Genomic DNA, 7,008 nt, shown 5'->3' with positions numbered 1-7,008 from the left:
ATCGACACGGTTGGTGCAAACTTGCCGCGAATGATTTCCCGCCAGACCAGCCCGGATTCGACAAAATCGCGGAAGGTCTCGGGCTGCACTCCGGCTTGCCCGATGATCTCAACGAATTTGTCGGCGGTCAGGTTCGCGCGTGCTGCAAATTCTTCCATCCCGGCTTTCAACTGATCCGGGGTCATCTTGACGCCAAACTGCTTCGCCGCTGACATCCGTAGACGGTCATCGACCAGCGTATCCATCGCGGCTTTTTCCAGATCGCCGGGCTGACGCAACAGCTGCATGAACAGCAGGCGCTGCTCGAACTCGAACTGCGTGATCACCTGATCATTGACGATCTTGAGTGGCGAGAACGGCCCGGCGGCAACAGGTGCGCCAAAGCCAACCAACGCCATCAGCGCCAAAACTGTCCCTAAAGACCGAACCATCGTTATGCTTGCGGGTCGCACCATGATCACCTGCCGTCGTCCGTTTCTTATCCTAGCGCCGACACTGACGCGCAGGCCCCGGCGCAGAGCTGCCGCCGAAGCCCAAAAGTTCCACCGATAGGCCGAAATCCGTGGTCGGCTTCACACTAGTCGAGGACGTGAACCGACGCGAGAGAGAAAGATCGAACAGCAGACATTCGTTGCGGAAGGTCAGCCCCAACCCGGCCTTTGCCGCGCGTTCGGCCTCAAAATCATAGCGGCTGGCGACGCGCCCGGTCCAGTGATCGGTAAACTGATAGCTGGTGGCCAGCGTCAGCTCGGAAATTGGCGTCAGCCGGTTTTCCGCCTCATCAGCCACGGTATGCACATATCCTGTCGCCACAGCAAAGCGCGCGCCGGTATAGGCTGCCTGCAACTCGGCCTTGGTCATGTTGAACTGATCGTCAAACAGCAGCCGATTGGCCAAATTGAACCCGGCCATCTCCAACTGCCAGGATGCCATCCAATCCGAACTGACGCCACTCAGGCCAGAGCCTATGCTGAACTGCTCCTGATCATCCGTCCGCAGCACCCGACCCACGGTGACGCCCAGCGTCCAGCCATTCGGATCCAGCCGCAGATAGCTGATGCCCAGATTGGCGCGCGTGCCGTTCTCAACCGCATCTGATCCCGGAAACCGGCTGAGGTCGAACAGGTTGGCCTCGTCAAATTCGACCAGCGCCGAATCCTCGTTCGGAATCGAGGTGCCCGAGCGCGACGCCATCACCAGCTGTATCACCGGCTCGATCACCTGTGACACGCCGTTGGCCTGCGATTTCACCCAAGGCCAGCGCAACTCGGCGCCCACCGCGCCATGCAACCGGGTCTTGCTGCCCTCATAGATTGAATCCTGACCGATCAGGTAGAAATCGGCCGCAGCCTCGCCCAGTACCGCGGCTTCCATGCCGTTTTGCAGATGGAAGTTTTTGCGCCAATCGGCCCGCAGCGACACCCGCTGCATGTCGCGGCCGTCGCGAATGTCATCGTCGTTGTTGTCATTCAATGCGTCGTTCGAGGTGCGCTCATGGCCATGCGCCTGCAACTCGAAGCCACCTTCGCCGCCCCAGCGGCCCAAAGTAAAGCGGCGGTGATAGGTCAGATCGGCCATGCGTGAGGGCAGGGTGGCATTGTCTTCGCCATCGCGGATCGAATGAAACGCAATCAAGCGCCCCGAGATGTATTCATTGCGCCGTGTGCGGCTGACTTCGGCGCGGCTTTCCAGGCGGTCGACAGTCGGGTAGTCATAATCCAGAATATAGGCAGGATCGCTGACCGCCTCGACGCGCAGATCCAGTTTGAAGCCGCGCGGCAGGGCAAACGCGCCGGTGCCCAGCACATAGCCACGCGTCTCCCCCGGCAGCAGATCATCGCGCGATACACCGCCGGAAATCTCGATGCCGCCTGTCGCGAAAGCCTGCCGATAGCGCAGATTGATCGTGCGGCTGCCGCCAGTGGTGAAGAATGGCGTCACGGTCAGGTCGCGGCTGTCACCCATCTTGATGAAATAGGGCAGCATCAGTCCGGTGCCAAAGTTGGAATTGTTTTTCAGCGAAGGCAACAGGAATCCCGAGGCGCGCTTCAAGGTCGGGTCAGGTATGCGCAGACGGGGAATATACATCACCGGCACGCCGCCCAAACGGAACTGCGCGTGATCAAAGTAAAGCTGTTGTGCGGCCTGATCATGCACGACGCGCCGCGCGCGGATTTCCCACAATGGCGTCGGATCGCCGGCACAGACTTTGCAGCTTGAGGCCACCACCCGCTGCATCGCGGTATAGCGTCCGTCTACCCGCTGAATTTCCGCCGCCGCCAGTTGCAACTGTTGCTGCAACACCAGCCGCGCCGAGGTCAAAACCCCTTGGGTGAAATCGGCGCTCATTTCGGCCTGACTGGCCAAAATCACCGCGCCCTTGCCATCGCTCAGCACAATCGGACCTTCGATCAGCAGCCGATCGGCCGTCTGATCATAGGTGACGCTTTGGGCGGTCAGCTTCTGGCCCTGATAGAAAATCTCGACATTGCCGCGCGCGATCAGGGTCGAGTTGTCTTTGATCTGCAACGCATCGGCAACCAAGGTGGCCTTGTCCTGCGCCAAAGCGGGCAGGGCGAACAGCAGCGTCATGATAAGGCTCAGGAGGCGAAGCATCAGCCATCCTCCAGATGCAAAAGCAAACCAAGCGCCAGAAACGCTGCGGCAATCGGCGGGCTCCAAGCGGCCAAGATCACCGGAATCTGGCCGTTCTGCCCCAGAACCTGTGCAAAGTTGCGCAGAAAGAAGATCAGAAAGCCGCCCAGCAGCGCCAGCAGCACCATCTGCCCGGTTTTGCCAAACCGCGCATGCCGCATGGTGAAACCTGCCGCAATCAGCACCATCGCCGCAAGCAAGACCGGCAAGGCCAGCTCCATCTGCATCCACACCTGATAATTGCGCGCCGAGAACCCGGCCCGCTCCAAGGCCTTGATATACGAGGGCAGCGCCCAGAACGCCACTGCCGAAGGCGCGCCAAATCCGTCGCGTAGGCGGTCCAGCGTCAGGTCGGTCGGCAACCGGATATCCTCACTCATCGCCTCTGCCGTCAACTCGGGGTTCTGATCGCCCAAAGACCAGCGTTTGGCACCATGCAGCAACCATTCCCCCGGCAACAGCTCTGCCGACATCGCTTCGATCCGCCCGGTCGGCGTGCCATCCGGGCCAAAGCTGATCACCGTCACCACCTGCAACGTCGTGCCGCTGGGGTCGCTGCGTTCCGCCTTGATCACCGATTGCCCGGTCTCGTTGCCCTGCCGCATCCACAAGCCATCTTCGGACAGCGACAGCACCGAACCTGCCTGCCCCCGCTGCGCCGACAACCGCTCATAGGCCTTCGAGGTCGCCGCCACCAACGGATTGAACACCGCCACCGCCACCGCCCCGATCAGCAGGGCCATCACCACCGGAGCCAGCAGAAAATGCAGCCCCGACCGCCCCGCCGCCCGCACCACCACCAGCTCGGATGACCGCGCCAACCCGAGAAACAGCGCAATCGCCGTCAGGATCATGATCAGCGGCAGGATCTGATACAGGCTTTCCGGCACGTTCAGCAGCGACAGATAGAACGCGCCGCCCAGTGTAACCCCCGCTCTGCGCAGCTGATCAATCACGTCGATCATCAGCAAAATCGCCGCAAACACGCTAAACACCAGCCCGAACATCTTCAGGAACCGCCGCGCGATATACAGGGTCAGCGTCATGTCGCCACCGCCAGCTTCGGCACTCGGCGCGGCCGCTGCGTCAACCACAACTCAAACACCCCGATCGCGATCCCCACCAAAGGCGCGGCATAGGCCAGCATCCATCCGCCCTGCACCTCTTCGCCCACACTGGTGGACACCGTCGAAATCGTCTGCACCACCAGCAACAACGCCACCGCCACGCCAACCTGCCGCCACAGTCCGAACCGGCTGAACGCCCCCAGCAGCAACGAGGAAAACCCGATCAGCCCAGCCGCCAGCGCCATAAACGGCTGCGCAATCCGGTCATGCCCTTCAAACCGCATACTCGCGTCCGTTTGCCCCACCTCTGCCATCACAGCCGCGGTCGGGGCCAACAACTCGGCAGTCGACAGTTCGGCCACATTGCGCGTCCGCAGCCCCGGAGCCGCCATCAACCCCGCCATATCATAGGTGAAATCGGCAAACCGCGTCACCGACAACTGCCCCGCTGGCCCCAGCAGCTGCACCATGCCATCGACCATCAACAGCTTCGGCCCGCTCTCTGTCCGCGCGAAAAACGCCTTCTTCGCGGTGTAAAGTGCGCGCTGATCCCCCACACGGTCATCCGCCAGAAACAGATCCAGCAATTCCCCCGTCGGCGCAATCTCGCGGATATACAGCGTGATGCCGTCGCTTGGATGAATGAATTGGCCGTCTTTCAGAAACCGCGCCGAGACGTTTTGCGAAATCGCCTCTGTGCGCTCTGCCAACGCGCTGCGGCTTGCGGGCACCAGCACATGCATCAGCACCAGCATCATCCCGGTGACGATCAGCCCGAAATACCACACCGGGCGCGCCAGCCGAAATGCTGAAAAGCCCGTCGCCTGCATCACCACCAGCTCTGATTCCGACATCAGCCGGTTGGCGACATAAACCGCGCCAATGAACGCCGAAATCGGCAGCACCAGCCGGATCACATTCGGCAGCGTCAGCAAGGAGAACTGCAAGAAAACCACTGCCGATTGGCCATCGCCAATCAACTGATCAAACAGCCCCACCGCGCGGTTCACCCAATATACCGCCACCAGCACTAGCGAGAAAAACCCGAACAGCGCTAGCAGTTGCGATAGCAGATAGCGGTCGAATCTCGCCACAAAAGCCCCAAACCCAAGAAACCATTCGCGGTGACGCTAGCGGAAAACCCCGGCGGGGAAAACTGGTATCTGGCCTTCCGAGGGCTGCTTCGCTAGCTTGCGCTCAATCGCGCCAAATGCCGCCAACAAAGCCCCCGACATTGCCCCGGAGAAGCCCCTTGTCTCATCCCATCGCCATCCAGTTCCAGGCCCTCGGCCTTGAAAGCCTGCAAAAACAAACCGGCCGCATCGCCCTGCTGTTTGATGCAGATCGCCCGACCAGCCCGGCGGCACGCAGGCTGAATGCCTTGACCAAGGGCGCTTTGGCCCGCGCGATGGCGTCCGAGGCTGCAACCAAACTCAAGCCCGGTGAAAGTCTCGACATGGCTTTCCCCACTGGCCTTGCCGCCGATGCGCTGCAACTGATCCGCCTGCCGCGCCGCGCCAATGTCACCGAGGCCCGCAAGGCCGGCGCCGCCGTGGCCCGCAGCCTGACCCCGTCCGGCGCGTTGCTGATTGCCGAAGCGCATCCGCAAGCGGCTGAACTCTCGTTCGGTCTCGCCCTGCGTGGCTATGATTTCAGCCCGCATAAATCCACCCAGCCGCCAAGCCCCGGCCCGGTGGTGATCGCCGTGACGGAACCAGAGGCGGTTGCCGCCAAAGCCGCCCCGATGGCGGCGGTTGCCGAAGGCGTGTTCTTCACCCGCGATCTGGTCAATGAGCCTGCCAATATCCTGACCACCGATGATTTCGCCGCCCGCCTTGCCGCGATGCAGGAACTGGGTCTTGAAGTTGAAATCCTTGAAGAAGACCAGCTCGCCAAACTCGGCATGAATGCTTTGCTGGGCGTCGGCCAAGGCTCGGAAAGCCCGTCGAAAGTCGTCGTCATGCAATGGAAGGGCGGCCCGAAAGACCAGCCACCCTTCGCGCTTGTCGGCAAGGGCGTGGTGTTTGACACTGGCGGTATCTCGATCAAGCCTGCGGGCGGGATGGAGGATATGACGATGGATATGGGCGGTGCAGGCACGGTTGCAGGCGTGATGCGCACGCTGGCGCTCCGGGGCGCGAAGGCCAATGTCGTCGGCCTTGTCGGCCTTGTCGAAAACATGCCCGATGGCCGCGCCCAGCGTCCGGGCGATGTGGTGAAATCCATGAAGGGCGTCACCATTGAGGTGATCAACACCGACGCCGAAGGCCGCCTCGTGCTGGCCGACGTGCTTTGGTATGCGCAGGACCGCTTCAAGCCGTCGGGCATGATCAACCTCGCCACCTTGACAGGGGCGATCATCGTCGCTTTGGGCCATGAGAATACTGGCGTGTTCTCTAACGACGACGCATTGTGCAACGCCTTCCTGAAAGCGGCAGGCGCGGAAGGCGAAGGCGCATGGCGGATGCCAATGGGCCAAGCCTATGATGACAAGTTGAAATCCCGCGTGGCTGATATCGTCAACTCTTGCGGCCGCGATGGTGGTGCTATCACCGCAGCCCAGTTCCTGCGCCGTTTCGTCAAGGATGAAACGCCGTGGTGTCACCTTGATATCGCAGGCACAGCGCTGCTGAAAACTGACAGCACGCTTGCGCCTAAAGGGGCGACGGGCTGGGGCGTGATGGCGCTGAACCGCCTGATCCGCGACAAATACGAGGAAAAATGATCCCGCGCCCCGCGTTGCTCTTTGCTAAATACTCAGCTTTCTTTGCAAGGCTCATCCAGCCATGAGCCTTGCAATGTTCTATCATCTGACCCGCTCCACCCCGCAAGAAACCATGGCGACAATCCTGCCGCGCGCCTTGTCCGCAGGCTGGAAAGTCATGCTGCGCGGCACCGATGACGCCGCCCTGCAAGCCCTCGACACCGCGCTGTGGTTCCACCCCGATGACAGCTTCCTGCCGCATGGCCTCGCAGGCGGCCCCCATGATGCCGACCAACCGATCCTGCTCGGGCAGGGCGCGATTGCCAACGCAGCCCAAGGCTTGATGCTGATCGACGGCGCCGAAACCACGCCCTCTGAGGCCGCAGATCTGCAACGCGTTTGGGTGCTGTTTGATGGTGCGGATGAAGCAGCACTCAGCGGTGCCCGCAGGCTCTGGACAACCCTCACCACCGCAGGCTTGGCGGCGCAATACTGGTCCGAGGAAAGTGGTCGCTGGGAAAAGAAAACCGAGAAAGCCGCGCGGTAGGGTGCGTGATTCACGCACCGTTGTATGGTTAACGA

The 7,008-nt window shown here is 61.5% G+C and carries 6 protein-coding genes; 2 read left to right on the top strand and 4 right to left on the bottom strand.

Going from position 1 to position 7,008, the window contains the following annotated elements; translation table 11 throughout:
• The 4 genes from U1A24_RS19840 to lptF form a co-directional block, all read right to left on the bottom strand.
• Positions 1-431: SurA N-terminal domain-containing protein (locus tag U1A24_RS19840; protein ID WP_322323715.1), on the bottom strand; the 431-nt coding region annotated here is incomplete at its 3' end.
• 52 nt (positions 432-483) lie between these two features.
• On the bottom strand, positions 484-2,616 hold the full coding sequence (locus U1A24_RS19835; protein WP_322323714.1) for an LPS-assembly protein LptD: 2,133 nt from the start codon (positions 2,614-2,616) through the stop codon (positions 484-486).
• Positions 2,616-3,701, bottom strand: coding sequence for an LPS export ABC transporter permease LptG (gene lptG, locus U1A24_RS19830; RefSeq protein WP_322323716.1), 1,086 nt, complete (start codon positions 3,699-3,701; stop codon positions 2,616-2,618). The genes U1A24_RS19835 and lptG overlap by 1 nt, the downstream gene beginning before the upstream one ends.
• Positions 3,698-4,816, bottom strand: coding sequence for an LPS export ABC transporter permease LptF (gene lptF / locus U1A24_RS19825; RefSeq protein WP_322323713.1), 1,119 nt, complete (start codon positions 4,814-4,816; stop codon positions 3,698-3,700). Before lptF ends, lptG begins: the two co-directional genes overlap by 4 nt.
• A gap of 158 nt (positions 4,817-4,974) precedes the next feature.
• Here lptF and U1A24_RS19820 point away from each other — a divergent pair, with 158 nt between their 5' ends.
• Both U1A24_RS19820 and U1A24_RS19815 read left to right on the top strand, forming a co-directional pair.
• Positions 4,975-6,447, top strand: coding sequence for a leucyl aminopeptidase (locus U1A24_RS19820; RefSeq protein WP_322323712.1), 1,473 nt, complete (start codon positions 4,975-4,977; stop codon positions 6,445-6,447).
• Positions 6,448-6,508: 61 nt separating this feature from the next.
• Positions 6,509-6,973 carry a DNA polymerase III subunit chi gene (locus U1A24_RS19815; protein ID WP_322323711.1) on the top strand — a complete coding sequence of 155 codons (465 nt, stop codon included), beginning with the start codon at positions 6,509-6,511 and terminating at the stop codon, positions 6,971-6,973.
• Positions 6,974-7,008 lie beyond the last annotated feature (35 nt).

This window comes from Cypionkella sp. (assembly GCF_034376685.1).
GTDB lineage: Bacteria > Pseudomonadota > Alphaproteobacteria > Rhodobacterales > Rhodobacteraceae > Cypionkella.
Note: the sequence above shows the minus strand (reverse complement) of the source record. Positions and strands in the feature narration are given on the sequence as shown.